This is a genomic window from Sphingobium sp. PAMC28499 (assembly GCF_004795815.1).
GTDB lineage: Bacteria > Pseudomonadota > Alphaproteobacteria > Sphingomonadales > Sphingomonadaceae > Sphingobium > Sphingobium yanoikuyae.
On record NZ_CP039248.1, the window covers coordinates 3,727,100 to 3,745,764 of the forward strand.

Genomic DNA, 18,665 nt, shown 5'->3' on the forward strand with positions numbered 1-18,665 from the left:
CCGTCTATTTGGCAGCGACGCCCTGAGGCAGCACCACGGCCGACCAGCTCTTGCCCGGCACCAGATATTTGGTCGCCAGCGCCTGGATATCGGCCGGCGTGACGTTGAGCAGATCCTGGCTCATGGTCTGCATCGCCTGCACATAGCGGGGATCATGGGTCGATCCCTCCATCTGCCCCATCCAGAAGGCATTGCCGGTGCTGGCGCGCATCAGCAACTGCCGCATCGGCGCCACCGCCCGTTGCAGTTCGTCGGCGCTGATCGGCGTCTTCGCCAGATCGGCAGCCGTTTCCTTCACGACGCTGTAGAAATAATTGACCCGGTCGGGCCGCACCTGGCTGGTCACCAAGATATAGCCGCCGCTATCATAGGAGAAGGGCCAGCTATTCTGCACGCTGGGCGAATAGGCAGCGCCCTCGGTCGAGCGCAGCTTGTCGAACAACCGGTCATTGAAGATCTGGGTCAGGATTTCGAGCTGGCGCGCCTCCTTCGTCAGCGCAAAGCCGCCCGAAGTCGGCCAGGCCATGACGGCGGCCGCCTGCTCCTTGTCGCCATCATGGCGCAGGATGACCGGCTGTTCGACATGGGCGGGGAAACGCTGCACCTTGTTCGCGGCCGGCACCGGCACGTCCGGGCGAGCCGGCATCGCGCCAAAGGTCGCCGCCACGGCCTGGATCGCTTCTTCGGCCTTCACCTGGCCGAAAATCTGGATCTCGATCGGCCCCGAAGCCAGGATCGGCTCCCAGGTCTGGCGGAAGCTTTCGGGCGTCAGCGCGTTGATTTCCGCCTTGGACGGGGTACGGAACCGCACATCCTTGTCATGCAGCAGCCAGTTGAGGTCACGCCCCAATACGCCATCGGGCGCGCGCGACATCGCGTCGTAGGCGACCGAGGCTCCGGTCTTCACCCGCGCGATCGGCGCGGGATCCCAGCCGGGCTGGTACAGCTTGGCGGCGAACAGGCGCAACTGGTCCTTGTAATCGGCCGGACGGGTCACCGCCTGCAATTCGAACGCGTCATCGTCGGTCGAAAACTGCATGCCCATGCGCCGGCCATTTGTCAGGTCGTCCAGCTCCCGCTGGCCCAGCTTGCCGATGCCGCTCGCTACCAGCGCATAATCGCCGGCCCAGCTTGCCATCGGCTTGGTGGGTGAAAAGGCCTGCTGCCCATGACCGAAGCGGACATTGATGCGCACCTTCTCGGTCTCCGCATCATTGGCAAACAAGGTCAGCTTGACGCCATTGGAGAAGGTGATGCTCTCCATGCCCTGCAACCCAACCGGCGTGCGCGACACGACGGTCGCGGGCGCACCGAATTTGGGCAGGTCGTCCATCGTCACCGCCTTGTCGGCCAGCCGAGCATTGGTCGCCGCCTTGACCGGCGCGGCGAGCGCAGCAGCCAGCTTCTGGTCCTGCCCCGCCTCGACCTTGCCGGTGATCAGCATCGCCCGGAACACCCCGGCGGAAAAGAGGCGGCGGGTGCAATCCAGTATCTTCTGCGGCGTCATCGCCGGCTTGCCAGAACGGAAGATGTCGAGCGCCGCCTGCGGGCTGACCGTGGTTTCGCGAATGTCCACCGCGCTCACCAGATCGCTCGCCTGCTTCGCCCCGGCTTCCGTGTCGGCATTTTCGACCTGGATCGCCAGCGCCGTGTCAAGCTGTGCATATTCGCGGTCGATTTCCTGCTGGGTCGGCGGCGCGGCCTTGGCATCCTCGATGATCGCGCGCACATCGGCCAGCGCCTTCTCCCAATTCTCGCCGGTGGGCGTGATGGTGATGAAGGTGCCGTCGGCCGACCGGCTGATATCCTGCTGATCGACACCCGCCGCCAGGAAGCTGCCCCCTGCCCGTGCTGCCTGCTCCAGCCGCCGGCTGACGATCTGCAGCGCCAGCATATCGGTCAGCTTGTCCTGATTATAGACGATCGTGTCGGCATGGGGCTTCCAAGGACGCAGCCAGGCCATGGTGAGGCCCGTCGGCGAGCCCGGTTCCACCACGACGCGGGTAGCCGGCGCCTTGGCGTCCGGTTCTCCGAAATCGGGCTGCTCGGCCCCCTTGCCGCTATCCTGCCAGCTGGCAAAATTATCCTTGAGCAACTGTTCGGCCAACGCCGGGTCGATATCGCCGGCAATCGCAATCACCGTGTTTTCCGGGCGATACCAGCGCTGGTGGAAGGCTTCGGCCTTGGCCGCGGTCACCGCGTTGAGCGTCGCGACCGTGCCGATCGGCGCATGGTCCGCCAAGGGCTGGCCGGCGAAGAAATGCTGGCGGCTGGCGTCAGAAATCCGCATCTGCGGCCCGTCGCTCTCGCGCCGTTCAGCCAGCACCACCGCCCGCTCGGCATCGACCGCGCTGTCGACGATATTGGGGTCGGTCATCATGCCGGCCAGAATTTTCAGGCTTTCGCCAAGGCTCGCCTGATTGGCTTGGGGCAGGTCCAGCGCATAGGTGGTGCCGGTCGGCGTGGTCGCGGCATTGCTGTCGCTGCCGAAGGTTACGCCCAGCCGCTGCCAGATGCGCTTCGACTCGCCATCGGGCACATGGCGCGACCCGCGCATCGACAGATGCTCCATGAAATGGGCATAGCCCTGCTCATCGGGACGCTCCATCAGCGATCCGGCGTCGATGCGCAGGCGGATCGACACCTGCCCCGGCGGCACGCCGTTGCGGCGGATGGCATAGCGCAGCCCGTTGGACAGCGTGCCAAACCGCCACGCCGTGTCGATCGGCACATCACTATTTTCGTAGAGCCAGGGGCGGATATCCGCCTGGCTGCCGCCTGGCGCAGCCTTTGCCCCGGCGACCGAAGGATCGGTCCTGGCCGCCAGCGGCAGGGGAGAGCCCGACAGAAGCAGGGCAAGAATGGTGAGCGAAGCGGCCGAACGGCGAGAGGTCAAACGCATAGGCAGGGGAGCCTAACGGCATTTTCCTGAATGACCACTGACAAAGATGGTCACGCCGCGGCATCGGAGCATTGCACATAGAAGGGGGAACCGCTCTTGCGCCCCAAGCGATGCGACAATGAAAATATGGCGCGCACGCAAAATTGCGCGCGCCAGACCGGTTGGTCCCGGACGCTCCATGGGGGGAGCGCCCGGAACGCCTCAGCTATTAGCCGCGCGGTGCGCCGGTGCGCTGGACCGCGCCCTTGTGCGTGCCGACGGCGCCACCGCCGCCACCGCGACGACGACGGAAATTCTTCTTGGCGCCGGCACCATCGCCTTCGCCACGATGCGCGCCCTCGCCACGATGGCCCCCTTCACCACGGCGAGCCTTGTCGGGCGCGCCGCGCTGGGCCTTCTGCCCTTCCTGATAACGACGCTGGCCTTCGGCACGCTTGGCCTGCTGGGCCGGGCTCTGGCTGGGCCCCTTGCGCTGCGGCGCGGGCTTGGGAAGGTTGCGCACGGCCTCCAGGAAATTCTCCGGCAGGGGCACGATCTCGGGCTTCACCTTGGTCGCCCGCTCGATTGCCTTGAGGTAAGGCCGTTCATCATCCGCCACGAAGCTGATGGCGATACCGTCCGCGCCGGCGCGCGCCGTCCGGCCGATGCGGTGGACATATTGTTCCGGCACATTCGGGATTTCAAAGTTGATGACGTGGGACACGCCCGACACGTCGATGCCGCGCGCGGCGATGTCGGTCGCGACCAGCAGCTTGCAATGGCCATGACGGAACGCCTGCAGCGCGGTGGTGCGCTGCGCCTGGCTCTTGTTGCCATGGATCGCGAAGGCCTGGATGCCCGCGCCCTCCAGGAAGCGCACGACGCGGTCGGCGCCATGCTTGGTGCGGGTGAAGATCAGCGCGCGGTCGATCTCCTCGGTCTTCAGCACGATATGCAGCAGTGCCTGCTTTTCTGCCTGGTTGACGAAGGTCAGCTGCTGGCGGACGCGCTCGGCCGTGGTCGACTGCGGCGCGACGCTGACCTTGACCGGATCATTGAGGAACTGGCCGGCCAGCGCCTCGATCTCCTTGGGCATGGTGGCCGAAAAGAACAGGTTCTGGCGATCGCGCGGCAGCAGCTTGGCGATGCGCTTCAGCGGATGGATGAAGCCCATGTCCATCATCTGGTCGGCTTCGTCGAGGACGAAGATTTCCGTGTCCTTGATGGTGAAGGCGCGCTGGTCGATCAGGTCGAGCAGGCGGCCGGGGGTGGCGACGACGATGTCGACGCCGGCCGACAGGGCACGGATCTGCTTGTTGACCGGCACGCCGCCGAACACGGTTTCCACCGACAGGCGCAGGAAGCGGCCATAGTCGCGGAAGCTCTGGGCGATCTGGGCAGCCAGCTCGCGGGTCGGCGACAGCACCAGCATGCGACAGCCCTTGATCGGCGTCGGCTTGGGATTGCGCGCGAAATAGTCGAGGCTGGGCAGCGCGAAGGCTGCGGTCTTGCCGGTGCCGGTCTGGGCGATGCCGCACAGGTCGCGGCCTTCCAGCAGGACCGGAATGGCCTTTTGCTGGATCGGCGTCGGCTCGGCATATTTCTTGGCGGTCAGCGCCTTGATGATCGGCTCGGAAAGACCAAGTTCATTGAAATGCATGAGAAACTCACAAGTCGGCCGGGCGCCAACCTGTCTGCGGACGCAGCAAGGGCGCAAGGCGGGTTAGGAAACGACCCGCGTGAATAGGGAAGCCTCAAGCTTGGCGCAGACTGTCATTGGCCGGTTCCCAGGGCCTGTCAGAGCCGGGAACGATCACGCTGCCAATCGCTATCGGGCCCCAAGGGCCATGCTGCGCTGCCGCACATATGGGGCAAATGCCGCCGAAAAGCAAGCGGCCACGGGATTTCGCCCGCGGCCGCCCAACATCATGCCAATCCTTTAAAGACTGACCTCGGCATGCTTGTCGCGCAACTCCGCACGGACATCGCCGCCGAACATCATCTTGAACACGCCGCCGATCGACAGATCGGCGCGCCAGATCTCCGCCGTGCCAAGGTCAAAGCGCAGCATCAGCAGGTTGGGATCCTGCCGTCCGCCCGGATACCAGGCCTCGACCTGCTTCGACCAGTAACGGTCGATCACCGCCTCGTCGGTCTCCGGCACCAGCGTGCCGTTGATGCAGGCGAACAGATAATGGTCCTTCGCCGCGAACTGCGCCATGGCCGGGCCGCCGGGCGCCAGCCGATTGTCGCGACTGGTGTAGAACCAGAAGCAATGATCGGCATCCTTGTCCAATTGCGCGGTCATCGGCACGCTGTGCGCATGGGCACCCTGCAACCCCACCATCAGGAACGGGCTGCTCGACAGATCCGTCCAGAAACGTTCGCGAATATCCTTGTCGTCGCTCATCTTTCCATCTCCTTATCTGGGGCTTCACCAAAGGAAATGGCTCGACGCCGCCGAAGTTCCGTTTGACCGCTTGATCTCGCGCGCGCACGTCGCCACATAGCGGCCATGCTGATCGAGACCGAACTCACGCCCAATCCGGCGACCGTCAAATTCCTCCCCGGCCAGGCCGTCATGGGCGCTGCGGGCACCCGCGACTTCGCCACCCCCGAAGAGGCGGAAGCCTCGCCGCTGGCTGATGCGCTGTTCGGTCTGGGTGACGTGACCGGCGTCTTCTTCGGCGCCGACTTCATTTCGGTGACGATCGCGCCGGGCGCCGAGTGGAGCGACGTGAAGCCGGAAATTCTCTCGATCCTGCTCGACCATTTCTCGGCCAACATGCCGCTGTTCGCCGCCGGCACCGCCGCAGGCTTCAGCGTCCCGGCTGAAGAAGAGGCTTTCACCGACGATCCGGAAGATGCCGAGATCGTCGACCAGATCAAGGATTTGATCGAAACCCGCGTGCGTCCGGCCGTCGCCAATGACGGCGGCGACATCATCTATCGCGGCTTCGACAAGGGCACCGTTTATCTGCGCATGCAGGGCGCCTGCGCCGGCTGCCCCTCCTCCTCCGCCACGCTCAAGAACGGCATCGAGCAGCTGCTCAAACATTATGTGCCGGAAGTGACGGAAGTCCGCGCGGTCTGACGCTGCGATGACCGGATTTGGCAAATCGCCCCGGATCGATTAACCGCAGCCATATCCATATCGGCACCGCGGCTTCGGGGGAGTGAATTTGCGCATATTGGTCATCGACACGGCCACACAGGCGCTGTCCGTTGCGCTGCTGGAAGACGGCCAGCCAATCGGCCATTTTCATGAAATCGTCGGCCGCGGCCATGCCGAGGCGCTGCTGCCCGCTATCGCCGCGCTGCCCGATGGCGGGCGCGCCGATGCGATCGCGGTCGATGTCGGGCCGGGCAGCTTCACCGGCGTGCGCATCGGCATCGCCGCCGCCCGCGCTTTGGCACTCGCCTGGTCGGTGCCGCTCCATGGCTATAGCGCCTTTTCGCTGATCGCCGCGATGGCGGCGCTCGACCATCGGGACGGCCCGGTCGCCGTCACCATCACCGGCGGCCATGGCGAACTCTTCTGGCAATTGTTCGAGGCCGATGGCCGCACCGCCACGACCCAGCCCGCCTCCACGCCGATCGCCACGCTCGCGACCCAGCTCGACATGGCGCAATTTTACGGCACCGGGGCCGAGGCGCTGGTCACCGCGCGCGGCGACGGCACCGCGATTACCCTCTATCCCGAAGCCGCGCGCTACAGCCTGATCGCAGAGCTGCCGCCACTTGCCCCCTCCCCGCTCTATGGCCGCGAGGCCGACGCCAAGACGATCGCGGAGCGCGCCGCTTCATGATCCCCGCCGGCCTGACGCTCGACACCTATGATGAGGGCGAGCGCAATGCGCTCGCCGACGCCATGGAAGTGATGACCCGCGCCTTCGACCCGCTGTTCGGCGAGGCCTGGACCCTGCCCCAATTGTCGGGGGTCATGACCATGCCGGGCACCTGGCTGACCATCGCCCATGTCGATGCGGCCCCGCTCGGCTTCGCCCTGGTCCGCTCGGTACTGGATGAATGCGAACTGCTACTGCTGGCGGTCGATCCGCTGTGGCGTGGCCGTGGCATCGGCCGGTCCCTGCTGGGACACAGCCTGACGCTGGCGCGTCGCCGCGGCATCACGTCGATGAACCTGGAAGTCCGCGCATCGAACATGGCGGTCAAACTTTATGAGACTATTGGTTTCGAATATGTACATCGTCGCCCCGGTTACTATCGGGGCAATGATGGAAAGCTTCATGACGCTTTGAGTTTTCGCATCGACATGCTTGTTTAAGGCAATCTTCTCTTGCGAAGGCAGGCCACAGGGTCTAGCCAAGATATACCGCTCTGAATCCATTTCCTCAGGCGGGTCGCACAATAGAAGCCTTTGCAGGAACCAAGAAAAATGGAAAACGAATCGGCACAGAGCGAACTGCTCGTCACTCTGACCTCCGACATTGTCGCTGCGCATGTCTCGAACAACAGTGTTGCTGTTTCCGACGTCGCAACCCTGATCCAGAATGTTCATGCCGCGCTGACCGGTCTTTCGACCCCGGCGCCCGCCCCCGAAGTCAAGCCGGAACCGGCTGTTTCGGTGCGCGCATCGATCAAGCCGGATTACATCATCTGTCTGGAAGATGGTAAGAAGCTGAAGATGCTCAAGCGTCACCTGATGACCCATTATCAGATGACCCCCGAAGATTATCGCGCCAAGTGGGGCCTGCCCGCCGATTACCCGATGGTCGCCCCCAATTATGCCGAACAGCGCCGCTCGCTGGCCAAGAAGATCGGCCTGGGCACCAAGCGCCGCCGGACCCGTGGCGGCAAATAAGCCCCACAACTTCGGCATTTACCTATTGCGAAAGGGGCGCATCGACGATGCGCCCCTTTTCCGTTGGAACAAAAGCGGCTAGGCAATGTCCGACTTTTCCATTTTTGAAGCGAGCCAGCCCCCCGCATGAACCGCAAGATCGACGTCGAAGCCCTTTGCCACGAAAAGGGCCTGCGCATCACCGAACAGCGCCGGGTCATCGCCCAGGTGCTGAGCGACGCGACCGATCACCCCGATGTCGAGGAACTGCACAAGCGCGCGTCCACCATCGATCCGGGCATCTCGATCGCCACCGTCTACCGCACCGTGCGCCTGTTCGAGGAAGCCGGCATTCTGGAGCGCCACGATTTTGGCGACGGCCGCGCCCGCTACGAAGCCGCCCCGGAATCGCATCATGACCATCTGATCGACGTCGAAACCGGCAACGTCATCGAATTCGTCGACCCCGAACTGGAACTGCTGCAGAAGCAGATCGCCGAAAAGCTCGGCTTCCGCCTGGTCGACCACCGCATGGAACTGTACGGCGTCGCCCTCGACCGCAAGGACTGACGCCTTGGCGCCATTGCGCCGGGCAGGCCGCATCGCCGCCCTGCTGGGCAGCCTGCTGCTCTGCCTGCCCCCGCACCTCTTGTGGCGCCTGCTTCGCCGTCCATCCCCCTGGCCGCGCCGCTTCCTGGGGATGGCGGCCCGCTCGGTCGGCGCCCGCGTCCGGATGGAGGGGCGCCCGGTCGACAGCGACATGTTCCTGGTCGCCAATCATGTCAGCTGGATCGACATTCTCGCCCTGGCTGACGCCACCGGCGCCGCTTTCGTCGCCCATGACGGCATTGCCAGCTGGCCGGTGATCGGCTGGCTCGCGGCCCAGAACAACACTTTGTTCGTCTCGCGTGAGAAGCGCGGCAGCCTGTCGGGCCAGCTCGATGCGCTGCGCGCCGCGCTCGCCGGTCATCAGCCCATTGCCCTCTTCCCTGAAGGCACGACCAGCGATGGCAGTGGCCTGCTGCCCTTCAAGCCCTCGCTGCTCGCCGTGCTGATGCCGCCGCCGCGCGCGGTGATGATCCAGCCGGTCCATATCGATTATGGCGCGGCCACGGCGGAAATCGCCTGGCATGGCGACGAGCCCGCCGGCGCCAATGCGAAGCGGCTGCTTGAGCGCAAGGGCCGCCTGCCCGTCACCATCCGGTTCCTGGAGCCGTTCGACCCGGCCAGTTGCGCCGATCGCAAGGTATTGGCCGCCACCGCGCACCAGCGGATCGCCGCGAGCATTGCCGCGCACCTGCCACCTTCCTCTTCGGGCCAAGCGCCTGTATAGCTGGACGGCATGAATCGTAACGACGCCCCCGAACATAAAGCCGGCAAGGGCCCGGCCACCTTCCAGGTCAAATCCTTCGGCTGCCAGATGAACGTCTATGATGGCGAACGCATGGCCGAAATGCTGGGCGAGCGCGGCATGACCGCTGCTGCCGATGGCGCAGAGGCCGACCTCGTCATTCTCAACACCTGCCACATCCGCGAAAAGGCGGTGGACAAGGTCTATTCCGACATTGGCCGCCTGACCCGCGAGGATGGCACGCGCCCGATGATCGCCGTTGCCGGCTGCGTCGCCCAGGCCGAAGGCGGCGAGATCCAGCGCCGCGCCCGTAATGTCGACATCGTCGTCGGCCCGCAGGCCTATCACCGCCTGCCCGACCTGATTGGCAAGGCGCAGCGCGGCGAGGATGCGGTCGACACCGACATGCCGGCCAATTCCAAGTTCGCCGCCCTGCCCGGCCGCACCAAGCAGCCCCGGCCGACCGCCTTCCTGACGATCATGGAAGGCTGCGACAAATTCTGCACCTATTGCGTCGTGCCCTATACCCGCGGCGCGGAAATCAGCCGCAGCTGGACCGCGATCCTGGACGAGGCCAAGGCGCTGGTCGATGGCGGCGTGCGCGAGATCACCCTGCTGGGTCAGAACGTCAATGCCTGGACCGGCGAGGATGACAAGGGCCGGATGCAGGGCATGGATGGCCTGGCCCGCGAACTGGCGAAGCTCGGCGGGCTGGAGCGCATCCGCTACACCACCAGCCACCCCAACGACATGAGTGACGGCCTGATCGCCGCCCATGGCGACGAGCCCAAGCTGATGCCCTTCCTCCACCTGCCGGTGCAATCGGGCAATGACCGTATCCTCAAGGCCATGAACCGCAGCCACACGGTCGACAGCTATCTGCGCATCATCGAGCGCGTGCGCGAGGCCCGGCCGGACATCGCCTTGTCGGGCGATTTCATCGTCGGCTTCCCCGGCGAGACCGACGCAGAGTTCGAAGATACTCTGAAGATCGTCGATCAAGTGCGCTATGCACAATGCTATTCCTTCAAATATAGCCCCCGCCCCGGCACCCCGGCGGCGGACATGGATCACCAGATCCCGGCGGCGGTGATGGACGAACGGCTGGCCCGGCTGCAGGCCGCGATCAACCGCCATCAGGTCGATTTCAACAGCGCCACGGTGGGCCGCACCACCAGCATCCTGCTCGAACGCAAGGGCCGCTATCCCGGCCAGCTGATCGGCAAGACGCCCTGGCTGCAATCCGTCCATGTCACCGCGCCCGAATATGGCATTGGCGACATGGTCGATGTCGATATCATCAGCGCCGGCCCGAACAGCCTGGCCGGCGAAATCAGCAGGAGGAAAGCCGCTTGAACCAAAGCCTCGTCATTCCCGCACAGCCGGGAAGCCATCTCCCCGACCCACGGCGCCTGCCGGTCCTTACGAGATGCATGACGAGCCAGGGAGGCTTTTGAATGGGCAAGAAACCGCACCATCCCCGCACCGACATTGCCGAGCGCGCGCGCCTGGAAGTGACGTTCGAGAAGCCGCATCTTCTGGGTGCGCTGTTCGGCCAATATGACCAGAATCTGGTTGCGATCGAGAACCGCCTGGGCGTCTATATCGCCGCGCGCGGCAACAAGCTGCAGATCGAGGGCGAGGCCGAAGCCGCTGCCCGCGCCCGTGACGTGATGACCGGCCTCTACAACCGCATCGTCGCCGGGCAGGAAATCGACAATGGCGCAGTGGAAGCCGTGATCGCCATGTCGGCCGAACCGACGCTGGACGGCATCATCCGCCATGACGTCGCCGAACCGCCCAAGGTGATGATCCGCACCCGCAAGAAGACGATCGTCCCCCGTTCCGCCACCCAGGTCGCCTATATGGAGGCGCTGACCCGGAACGACATCATCTTCGCGCTTGGCCCGGCAGGCACCGGCAAGACCTATCTGGCAGTTGCCCAGGCGGTCAGCCAGCTCATCACCGGCAGCGTCGACCGCCTGATCCTCTCCCGTCCCGCTGTCGAGGCGGGCGAGAAGCTCGGCTTCCTGCCCGGCGACATGAAGGAAAAGGTCGATCCCTATCTGCGGCCGATCTACGATGCGCTGCACGACACGCTGCCGGCCGAACAGGTCGAACGGCGCATCGCCAGCGGCGAGATCGAGATCGCCCCGCTCGCCTTCATGCGCGGCCGGACGCTGGCCAATGCCTTCATCGTGCTGGACGAGGCGCAGAACACCACCATCGCCCAGATGAAGATGTTCCTGACCCGCTTTGGCGAAGGCAGCCGCATGGTCATCTGCGGCGATCCCAAGCAGGTCGACCTGCCGCAGCCGGGCATTTCGGGCCTGGCCGACGCGGTCGCGCGGCTGGACGGGGTCGAGGGCATCGCCATGGTCCCCTTCGGCATTGGCGACGTCGTGCGCCATCCGGTGGTCGGCCGCATCGTCCAGGCCTATGAGGGGCCGGATGCCTAAATCTTCACAACGGATCTTAACAATATGATCGAAGTCGCTGTCCTTCATGAAGAAGGCTGGCCCGGCACGGACTGGGAATTTCTCGCGCAACAGGCGGTTTCGGCCGCCATTGCGCACAGTCCCTATGCCGCCTTCGCGACCGACTCCACCCTCTATGAAGTTGCGGTCAAGCTGACCGACGATGATGAGGTGCATCAGCTCAACCGCGCCTATCGCGAGAAGGACAAGCCGACCAACGTCCTGTCCTTCCCGATGGTGCAGGAAGACCTGCTGGAAGTGACGGCGAACACCGACGATGGTGAGGTTCTGCTGGGCGATATCGTGCTGGCCGAGGGGGTCTGCGCCGCCGAAGCCGCGGAAAAGGGCATATCGGTCGCCGACCATGCCACGCATCTGATCGTCCACGGGACTTTTCATTTGCTTGGATATGACCATATGGACGACAATGAAGCCGAGGCGATGGAAGCGCTGGAAATCCGCGCGCTCCTCAGCCTTGGCCTGGCCGATCCCTATGGGGATCGGGACAATGGTTGATCATGCTTATTCGGATCCGGTCTATCACCGGCTTCGACAATGTTCTGAAACAGGGGAATAGGAAGTAAGATGGCTGAAGGCAGCCCGAAGGATAGCGCCGGTTCCAAGGAAGCGGACAGTAGTAACGAGGGCGGTTTATGGAGCGGCCTGAAGTCGCTCCTGTTCGGCGAGAATGAAGCCCCCAGCCTCCGCAAGGAACTGGAAGAGGCGCTCGACGAATATGATGAGGAAGAGCAGGAAGAGGGCGCGGCCCCGCCTGCCAAGGGCGATCTGTCCGCGATCGAGCGGCAGATGGTCCGCAACCTGCTGCATTTTTCCGAACATACGGTCGACGACGTCGCCCTGCCCCGCGCCGACATCGTCGCGATCGAGGAAAAGGCGAGCTTCGCCGAACTGGCGGAACTGTTCGCCGAGGCCGGTCATAGCCGCATCCCGGTCTATCGCGAGACGCTCGATACGATCGTCGGCATGGTCCATATCCGCGATGCCTTCGCCATCCTCGCCGGCAAGGCGCCGGTGCCCGACACGCTGGCGCCGCTGATCCGCCAGCCGCTCTATGTGCCCGAAAGCATGGGCGCGCTCGACCTGCTCGCCGAAATGCGCGCCAAGCGCACCCATCTGGCCATCGTGCTCGACGAATATTCGGGCACCGAAGGGCTGCTGACCTTCGAGGATCTGGTCGAGGAAATCGTCGGCGAGGTCGAGGACGAGCATGACGACGCGCCCGAAGCGATGCTGGTGCCGCTGGAAGGCGGCATGTGGGATGCCGACGCCCGCGCCGAACTGGACGACGTCGCCGAGGAAATCGACCCGCGTCTGGGCGAGATCGAGGAAGATGTCGACACGCTGGGCGGCCTCGCCTTCGTGCTCGCCGGCCGCGTCCCCGAACCGGGCGAGATCATCCCGCACGAACAGAGCGGCTGGAAACTGGAAGTCCTGGCCAGCGACGGCCGCCGCGTCACCCGCCTGCGGCTCCACCCGCCGGTCGAGCAGGAACTGGAAGCAGAAGAGGCCTGAGGGTAAAGCCTTCGCTATAGTAGTGATATTCAGTAGCGAGCGGATGTTACGCAATTCCTCTCCCGTTAACGGGAGAGGAAGGGGCCCGCACCGAAGGCGTGGGAGAGTGAGGGTCTTCTGGAGTAAGCAGCCCTCATCCAACTTCGCCTAGCCGGCTTTGCCGGCAAGGCTTCATATCCTTCTCCCGCTGGCGGGAGAAGGAAAGTTCGAAATGGTTGTTGCTTTCCCTGCCCTTCCCCCTTGCGAGTGTAGCGAGGCACTCCAGATCGCAACCATTCAACTTTCGTCTTTCGCATCGCAAAATGTTAACGGGGCATATCTAGGGCGTATCAATATTCAACCGAACGGCGGGCATGCGCAGCGAGCGATCTTCTTTCAGGAACCATCCTTATGCCGACATGGCGATCGCCGCGCCATGGTCGCGTCTCGAACGGATAGTATTTCTTGCGATCTGCCTCGCGACGTTGTTCTTCGCGATCCTGACGCCTCCCTTTCAGGCCCCGGATGAGAACCAGCATTATATGAAGGCGCTGGCCCTGTCGCAGGGCCATGTGGTGACGGAAGTCCATGGCGACCGGATCGGTGCGGAACTGCCGCGCGCGGCGGTCGATCTTCATGCCGTCGATTTCCCGACCGAACCGGACGGCAAACGCCACCGCTATGACAAGGCGATGATCGACCGGGCCTGGTCCGCCGACGCCGCCCGCCCCGGCACGCGCTTTGCCGAATTTCCCAATGTTGCCAGCTATGCGCCGACGCTCTATGCCCCCGGCGCCGTCGGCCTCGCGATCGGCGACGCGCTGGGCCTGCCGCGCATCGGCGCCTTCTATGCCGGCCGTATCGCCAATGCGCTGACCGCATTGCTCCTGCTCGCCGCCGCGCTGCGCCTTATCCCCTTCGGCCGGATGGCGCTGCTCGGTACCGCGCTGCTGCCGACCTTCTGCTATCAGATCGGCTCGCTCTCGCCCGATGCCGTCATCAACGGCGTCGGCTTTCTCGGCCTCGCTCTGGCGCTGCGGATCGGCTTCATGGCGCCGGACCGCGCCAGCACCGCCGCCACGCTGGTCACCACGCCGCTGCTGGCGCTGGCCAAGGGCGTCTACCTGCCGCTGATGGCCGCCGGACTGCGCTGGCCCAGCCGCGCCAGCCTACTTCGCAACGCGCTGATCCTGAGCGCGATGCTGCTGGGGGCTGTCATCTTCGCTGTCTGGATGAAAGCCAATGGCGGCAGCCAGGCGCTCTATCACATCACCTCGCGCAAGACCGGGGAGAGCGTGCTGACCGCGCCGCTGGCGCAGCAACTCGCCGTCATCCTGGCCGATCCAACCGGCTATGCCCGCATCCTCGCGTCCAGCATCATCGAACGCGCCCCGGTCTATGCGCTGCAAATCGTCGGCCGCTTCGGCTGGAACGCGATCCTGCTGCCGCTGCTCGCTTACCCCCTTGCCCTGCTGATGCTTGGCAGCGCCGTGCTGAGCGGATCGGGCGTGCGCTTCGGCCTCGGCCAGCGGCTCTGGTGGCTGGCGATCGCGCTCGGCACCGCGCTGCTGATTGAAACCGCCATGTATCTCACCGGCACGCCGCTTGGCGCCGATTATGTGCAGGGGACGCAGGGCCGCTATTTCCTGCCATTGCTGCCACTTGTGCTCCTGGCGCTGATGCCGGCCGATCCGCTGCGCGGCGCCCGCCTACTCTGCGCCGGCGCAGGCCTGACGCTGCTCATCATAGCGATGCTCAGCGCCTGGGACAGTTTCTGGGTCCATGGCTTCGTCACCGCCGACGGCATGCCGCCGCACAGCAGCATCGGCCGGGCCTTACTGCTGCCCTCGCCGCGCTGGTAGCCAGACCGCGCACAGCACAAGCCAGCCCAGCCCTTCGATCCATCCGGCCATCACGTCGCTTGGCCAATGTACGCCCAGCCATACCCGGCTGGCGCCGATCAGCGCGATCATCGCCCCGCCTGCACCATAAGCCCAGCGTCGGCCGGCCAGCATCGCCAGCGCACCGAAGAACATCATGTTCCCCGCCGCATGGCCGCTGGGGAAGCTGTAGCTATGCACGATGTCGAGATGCGGCAGCAGGTCGGGCCGGGGCGCGGCGAAAATCTGTTTGAGGATCAGGTTGAGCAGCGTGCCGCCAATCTCCACCCCGGCAAACCACAAGGCCGCTGCCCGCCGTCCGGTGAAGACCAGCGCCCCCAGCACGACCAGCGACAGGATGATGCGGATCGCCGTACCGCCGATCGCCGAAGCGAGCCGCATGACCATGGTGACAGGCCCGCCCAGCGCCGTCTCGCGCCCTTGGCCAGCCAAGCCCATCAGGCCGATATTCAGATCGTCAAGCAGACCATGGCGCTGCAACAGCGCGATTCCCAGCACGCAAAAAAGCGCGAGGATGAACATCCCCGCGCCTTTTTTCAGCATCTGCTGCCGATCAGATATGGAGCGCACGCCCATAAGCGGCGAGCACGCTTTCATGCATCGATTCCGAGATGGTCGGGTGCGGGAACACCGTCTGCATCAGTTCGGCCTCGGTCGTCTCCAGCGTCTTGCCGATGGTATAGCCCTGGATCATCTCGGTCACTTCCGCGCCGATCATATGGGCGCCCAGCAGTTCGCCGGTCTTGGCGTCGAACACGGTCTTGGTGAAGCCCTCGGCCTCGCCCAGCGCGATCGCCTTGCCATTGCCGATGAAGGGGAACATGCCTACCTTGACGTCGTAGCCCGCTTCCTTGGCCTTGGCTTCGGTCAGGCCGACCGACGCGATCTGCGGGTGGCAATAGGTGCAACCCGGAATGTTGCGCACGTCCATCGCATGCGGGTGGACATCCTTGTTGCCCAGCGCCTGCGCGATCGCCTCGACCGTGGTGACGGCTTCATGGCTTGCCTTGTGGGCCAGCCATGGCGGCGCGGTGACGTCGCCGATCGCCCAGATGCCGTCGACATTGGTGCGGCCATAGGCATCGGTCTTGATGTGGAAGCGCTGATCGGGCTCGACGCCAACCTCTTCCAGACCGATATTCTCGACATTGGGGACGATGCCGATCGCCACGATGACATGGCTATATTCGGCGGTGATGTCCTTGCCGGCCTTGTCCTTGATGGTCGCGGTCACGGCCTTGTCGGTCGCGGCGATCTTCTCGATCTTGGCGCCGGTCAGGATGGTCATGCCCTGCTTCTTGACCGCCTTTTCAAGGAACGCCGACACATCGGCATCCTCGACCGGCACGATCCTGTCCATCATCTCGACCACGGTCACATCAGCGCCCATGTCGTTGTAGAAGCTGGCGAATTCGATGCCGATCGCACCCGATCCGATGACCAGCAGCTTGGTCGGCATTTCCGCCGGGGTCATGGCGTGGCGATAGGTCCACACGCGCTTGCCGTCGGCTTTCAGCTGCGGCAGGTCGCGGGCGCGAGCACCGGTCGCGACGATGATATGCTTGGCGGTCAGCTCTTCGCTCTTGCCGTCCTTGGTGACGGTCAGCTTGCCCTTTCCGGTCAGCTTGCCATCGCCCATGTGAACGGTGATCTTGTTCTTCTTCATCAGGTGCGTGACGCCCTGATTGAGCTGCTTGGCGACGCCGCGCGAACGCTTCACCACCGCCTCGATGTCGGCGCTGATCTTCTCGGCAACCAGGCCATAATCCTTGGCATGCTGCATATAATGGAAGATTTCGGCCGAACGCAGCAGCGCCTTGGTCGGAATACAGCCCCAGTTGAGGCAGATGCCGCCCAGATTTTCGCGCTCCACGATCGCGGTCTTGAGGCCCAGTTGCGCCGCCCGGATGGCGGCAACATAGCCGCCCGGGCCGGAGCCGAGGACGATCAGGTCATAGGTATCAGCCATGGTCTCTCTCGCTATTCGATATCTTGGTCAGGCCGCGCCCTTATTGAGCAGGCAGCGGCGGCACGGAACGGGGTTGGCGATCCTCACCGATCGCCACGAAGGTGAAAGTCGCCTGGGTCACGCGATAGGATCGGTCGTCATGGCGGGCACGGCGCCACGCCTCGACATCGATCTTCATCGATGTGCGGCCGACCGACTTCAGCGTCGCGAACACCGACACCTCATCGCCGACGATGACCGGACGGTGGAAGGTCATGCCCTCCACCGCGATCGTCACCGCACGACCATGGCTGTAGCGTGCCGCGACCGAACCCGCAGCCGAATCCATCAGGCTCATCAGCCAGCCGCCGAAAATATCCCCGTGGGGATTGGTATCGGCCGGCATGGCGATGACGCGCACCGCCGGGCTATGCTCCGGCGGCTGCTCGTCGATCTTCGCCATCAGGCCAGCATGCCCAGCGGATTTTCGATGAGTTCGCGGAACGCCTTCATCAGGCGAGCGCCATCGGCGCCGTCGATCGCGCGATGGTCGAAGCTGCCGGTCGCCGACATGACGGTCGCGATCTGCAGGCTGTCATCGACCACGAAGGGACGCTTCTCGCCCGCGCCGATCGCCATGATCATGCCCTGCGGCGGGTTGATGACGGCTTCGAACTGCTTGATCCCGAACATGCCCATGTTCGACAGCGACGCGGTGCCGCCCTGATATTCGCTCGGCTGCAGCTTGCCGGCCTTGGCGCGATCGGCCAGATCCTTCATCTCGTTCGAGATGGCGGCCACGCCCTTGATGTCGGCGCCGGTCACGATCGGGGTGATCAGGCCACCGGGGATCGACACCGCCACCGAAATATCGGCGCGCTTGAACTGCAGCATCTGGTCACCGGCGAACTGCACGTTGCACTCGGGCACCTGCATCAGGGCCACGCCCAGCGCCTTGATCAGCAGGTCGTTGACCGACAGCTTGACGCCACGGCCCGACAGGCCGGCGTTCAGCTCGCCGCGCAGCTTCAGCAGCTTGTCGAGCTGAATGTCCACGGTCAGGTAGATGTGCGGCACCTGCTGCTTGGACTCGGTCAGGCGGCGCGCGATCGTCTTGCGCATGCCGTTGAGCTTGATGACTTCGTGCGGAATGCCGAAATCCTGCGCGGCGGCGGCCACCGGTGCCGGGGCAGCGGCAGGCGCGGCAGCGGCCGGGGCGGCAGCCGGCGCAGCGGCCTTGGCCGGGGCAGCAGCGGCGCCATCCAGGTCGGCCTTGACGATGCGGCCATTGGGACCAGAACCAGCGACAGCAGCCAGATCGACGCCCTTGGTTTCGGCCAGGCGACGGGCCAGCGGGCTCGCCTTCACGCGGCCTTCCGCCGGAGCGGCGGCAGGCGCAGCCGCCTTCGCCGGCACCGGATCAGCCTTGGCGGCGGGGGCGGCGGCTTCGGCCTTGGCGGGGACCGCATCGGCCTTGGGCGCGGGAGCGGCGCCACCGCTGGCGGCGGCTTCGGCGACATCCTCGCCCTCTTCGGCGATGATCGCGATGACGGTGCCGACCTTCACGCCTTCGGCGCCTTCCGACACCAGGATCTTGGCAACGGTGCCTTCATCGACCGCTTCGAATTCCATGGTCGCCTTGTCGGTCTCAATCTCGGCGAGAAGGTCGCCGGACGATACCTTGTCCCCTTCCTTGACCAGCCACTTGGCCAGCGTGCCCTCCTCCATGGTGGGGGACAGGGCAGGCATCTGGATCGTCTTGCTCATGCGTTCGGGGCCTCTTCTTGATTA

The 18,665-nt window shown here is 64.7% G+C and carries 18 protein-coding genes; 11 read left to right on the top strand and 7 right to left on the bottom strand.

Going from position 1 to position 18,665, the window contains the following annotated elements; translation table 11 throughout:
• Window positions 1-4: 4 nt before the first annotated feature.
• From E5554_RS17735 to E5554_RS17745, 3 genes are all read right to left on the bottom strand, one after another.
• Entirely contained in the window at window positions 5-2,902 is a 2,898-nt protein-coding gene (locus E5554_RS17735) for a M16 family metallopeptidase (RefSeq protein WP_136187599.1), read from the bottom strand.
• A 208-nt stretch (window positions 2,903-3,110) separates the two neighbouring features.
• Window positions 3,111-4,541 carry a DEAD/DEAH box helicase gene (locus E5554_RS17740; protein ID WP_004207589.1) on the bottom strand — a complete coding sequence of 477 codons (1,431 nt, stop codon included), beginning with the start codon at window positions 4,539-4,541 and terminating at the stop codon, window positions 3,111-3,113.
• 279 nt (window positions 4,542-4,820) lie between these two features.
• A complete protein-coding gene (locus tag E5554_RS17745; RefSeq protein ID WP_136187600.1) occupies window positions 4,821-5,291 on the bottom strand; it encodes a pyridoxamine 5'-phosphate oxidase family protein in 471 nt (156 codons plus the stop codon).
• A 105-nt stretch (window positions 5,292-5,396) separates the two neighbouring features.
• On the opposite strand from E5554_RS17745, the gene E5554_RS17750 reads away from it, so the two are divergent.
• From E5554_RS17750 to E5554_RS17800, 11 genes are all read left to right on the top strand, one after another.
• Window positions 5,397-5,975: a NifU family protein gene (locus E5554_RS17750; RefSeq protein ID WP_136187601.1), complete on the top strand. Its 579-nt coding sequence runs from the start codon at window positions 5,397-5,399 to the stop codon at window positions 5,973-5,975.
• 88 nt (window positions 5,976-6,063) lie between these two features.
• Window positions 6,064-6,690: a tRNA (adenosine(37)-N6)-threonylcarbamoyltransferase complex dimerization subunit type 1 TsaB gene (gene tsaB / locus E5554_RS17755; protein ID WP_168708736.1), complete on the top strand. Its 627-nt coding sequence runs from the start codon at window positions 6,064-6,066 to the stop codon at window positions 6,688-6,690.
• Window positions 6,687-7,169, top strand: coding sequence for a GNAT family N-acetyltransferase (locus tag E5554_RS17760; protein ID WP_037511585.1), 483 nt, complete (start codon window positions 6,687-6,689; stop codon window positions 7,167-7,169). The genes tsaB and E5554_RS17760 overlap by 4 nt, the downstream gene beginning before the upstream one ends.
• 111 nt (window positions 7,170-7,280) lie before the next feature.
• Window positions 7,281-7,706: a MucR family transcriptional regulator gene (locus E5554_RS17765; protein ID WP_004207595.1), complete on the top strand. Its 426-nt coding sequence runs from the start codon at window positions 7,281-7,283 to the stop codon at window positions 7,704-7,706.
• Between the two features lie 126 nt (window positions 7,707-7,832).
• Window positions 7,833-8,255, top strand: coding sequence for a Fur family transcriptional regulator (locus E5554_RS17770; protein WP_004207596.1), 423 nt, complete (start codon window positions 7,833-7,835; stop codon window positions 8,253-8,255).
• Window positions 8,256-8,259: 4 nt separating this feature from the next.
• Window positions 8,260-9,018: a lysophospholipid acyltransferase family protein gene (locus E5554_RS17775; RefSeq protein WP_136187602.1), complete on the top strand. Its 759-nt coding sequence runs from the start codon at window positions 8,260-8,262 to the stop codon at window positions 9,016-9,018.
• A gap of 9 nt (window positions 9,019-9,027) precedes the next feature.
• On the top strand, window positions 9,028-10,392 hold the full coding sequence (gene miaB, locus E5554_RS17780; protein WP_136187603.1) for a tRNA (N6-isopentenyl adenosine(37)-C2)-methylthiotransferase MiaB: 1,365 nt from the start codon (window positions 9,028-9,030) through the stop codon (window positions 10,390-10,392).
• 101 nt (window positions 10,393-10,493) lie between these two features.
• Window positions 10,494-11,495, top strand: coding sequence for a PhoH family protein (locus tag E5554_RS17785; RefSeq protein ID WP_010336027.1), 1,002 nt, complete (start codon window positions 10,494-10,496; stop codon window positions 11,493-11,495).
• Between the two features lie 24 nt (window positions 11,496-11,519).
• Complete coding sequence (gene ybeY, locus E5554_RS17790) at window positions 11,520-12,029, top strand: rRNA maturation RNase YbeY (RefSeq protein ID WP_010336026.1); 510 nt, start codon at window positions 11,520-11,522, stop codon at window positions 12,027-12,029.
• Window positions 12,030-12,098: 69 nt separating this feature from the next.
• Complete coding sequence (locus E5554_RS17795; RefSeq protein ID WP_004207601.1) at window positions 12,099-13,046, top strand: hemolysin family protein; 948 nt, start codon at window positions 12,099-12,101, stop codon at window positions 13,044-13,046.
• A gap of 398 nt (window positions 13,047-13,444) precedes the next feature.
• The gene (locus tag E5554_RS17800) at window positions 13,445-14,887 is read left to right on the top strand and encodes a DUF2142 domain-containing protein (protein WP_136187604.1); all 1,443 of its coding nucleotides are present in this window, start codon (window positions 13,445-13,447) and stop codon (window positions 14,885-14,887) included.
• Here E5554_RS17800 and E5554_RS17805 read toward each other — a convergent pair.
• The 4 genes from E5554_RS17805 to E5554_RS17820 are packed head-to-tail and all read right to left on the bottom strand — an operon-like array spanning window position 14,861 to window position 18,641.
• Window positions 14,861-15,502 (bottom strand): phosphatase PAP2 family protein, encoded by a 642-nt coding sequence (locus E5554_RS17805; protein ID WP_136187605.1) that lies wholly within the window; start codon window positions 15,500-15,502, stop codon window positions 14,861-14,863. The two genes, E5554_RS17800 and E5554_RS17805, sit on opposite strands and share 27 nt — an antisense overlap.
• Window positions 15,480-16,895 (bottom strand): dihydrolipoyl dehydrogenase, encoded by a 1,416-nt coding sequence (lpdA, locus tag E5554_RS17810; RefSeq protein WP_010336022.1) that lies wholly within the window; start codon window positions 16,893-16,895, stop codon window positions 15,480-15,482. The genes E5554_RS17805 and lpdA overlap by 23 nt, the downstream gene beginning before the upstream one ends.
• Window positions 16,896-16,935: 40 nt before the next feature.
• The gene (locus E5554_RS17815) at window positions 16,936-17,337 is read right to left on the bottom strand and encodes an acyl-CoA thioesterase (protein ID WP_004207606.1); all 402 of its coding nucleotides are present in this window, start codon (window positions 17,335-17,337) and stop codon (window positions 16,936-16,938) included.
• A complete protein-coding gene (locus E5554_RS17820) occupies window positions 17,337-18,641 on the bottom strand; it encodes a pyruvate dehydrogenase complex dihydrolipoamide acetyltransferase (protein ID WP_136187606.1) in 1,305 nt (434 codons plus the stop codon). The genes E5554_RS17815 and E5554_RS17820 overlap by 1 nt, the downstream gene beginning before the upstream one ends.
• Window positions 18,642-18,665: the final 24 nt, after the last annotated feature.